This window comes from Kitasatospora sp. NPDC056138 (assembly GCF_042264695.1).
In the GTDB taxonomy this organism is placed as follows: Bacteria; Actinomycetota; Actinomycetes; order Streptomycetales; family Streptomycetaceae; genus Kitasatospora.
The window spans coordinates 1-1,322 of record NZ_JBHJVK010000170.1 but is presented as its reverse complement, the minus strand read 5'-3'; the positions used below and the strand labels follow the sequence as shown (position 1 = coordinate 1,322).

At 68.2% G+C, this 1,322-nt stretch carries 1 protein-coding gene; it reads left to right on the top strand.

The window, feature by feature from the left end:
- The coding region (locus tag ACFC1R_RS38805; RefSeq protein WP_375946428.1) for a (Fe-S)-binding protein at positions 1-1,322 on the top strand (1,322 nt) is incomplete at both ends.

Genomic DNA, 1,322 nt, shown 5'->3' with positions numbered 1-1,322 from the left:
GACGCCGTCTTCGGCGCCTCCCAGGTCGAGCACTTCTCCTGGAAGGGCATCCTCGACTTCTCCACCTGCACCGAGTGCGGCCGCTGCCAGTCGCAGTGCCCGGCCTGGAACACCGGCAAGCCGCTCTCGCCCAAGCTGCTGATCATGGGCCTGCGGGAGCACGCCTTCGCCAAGGCGCCGTACCTGCTGGCCGGCGGCGGCAAGGACATGGAGGGCTCCGAGCGGGCCACCTCCGAGCAGCTCGCCAACGTCCCCGCAGCCGCCCTCGCCGAGGCCGAGCGCCCGCTGGTCGGCACCGCCGAAGAGGGCGGCGTGATCGACCCGGACGTGCTGTGGTCCTGCACCACCTGCGGCGCCTGCGTCGAGCAGTGCCCGGTGGACATCGAGCACATCGACCACATCGTCGACATGCGCCGCTACCAGGTGATGATCGAGTCCTCGTTCCCGACCGAGGCCGGGACGATGCTCAAGAACCTGGAGAACAAGGGCAACCCGTGGGGCATGGCCACCAAGGCCCGCCTGGACTGGGTCAAGGAACTCAAGAAGGAGACCGGCATCGAGGTGCCGGTGATCGGCCAGGACATCGAGCCCGCCGAGGTCGAGTACCTCTACTGGGTCGGCTGCGCCGGCGCCCTGGAGGACCGCGCCAAGAAGACCACCAAGGCCTTCGCGGAGCTGCTGCACACGGCGGGCGTCAAGTTCGCGATCCTCGGCAAGGAGGAATCCTGCACCGGTGACTCCGCCCGCCGCCTGGGCAACGAGTTCCTCTTCCAGATGCTCGGCGCGCAGAACGTCGAGACGCTGAACGCCGCGCTGGAGGACGCGCCGGTCAAGCGGATCGTCGCCACCTGCCCGCACTGCTTCAACACCATCGCCAACGAGTACCCGCAGCTGGGCGGCCACTTCGAGGTCATCCACCACACCCAGCTGCTGCAGCACCTGATCGACGAGGGCAAGCTCGTCCCGGTCAACCCGGTCGAGGGCCTGATCACCTACCACGACCCCTGCTACCTGGGCCGCCACAACAAGGTCTACAGCCCGCCGCGCGAGATCATGGACAAGGTCCCCGGCCTGCGCCAGCAGGAGATGCACCGCCACAAGGAACGCGGCTTCTGCTGCGGCGCCGGCGGCGCGCGGATGTGGATGGAGGAGCGGATCGGCAAGCGCATCAACACCGAGCGCGTGGACGAGGCGCTGTCGCTCAACCCCGACATCGTCTCCACCGCCTGCCCGTTCTGCCTGGTGATGCTCTCCGACTCGGTCAACGGCAAGAAGAACGAGGGCGCCGCCAAGGAACACCTGAAGGTGGTCGACGTCGCCCA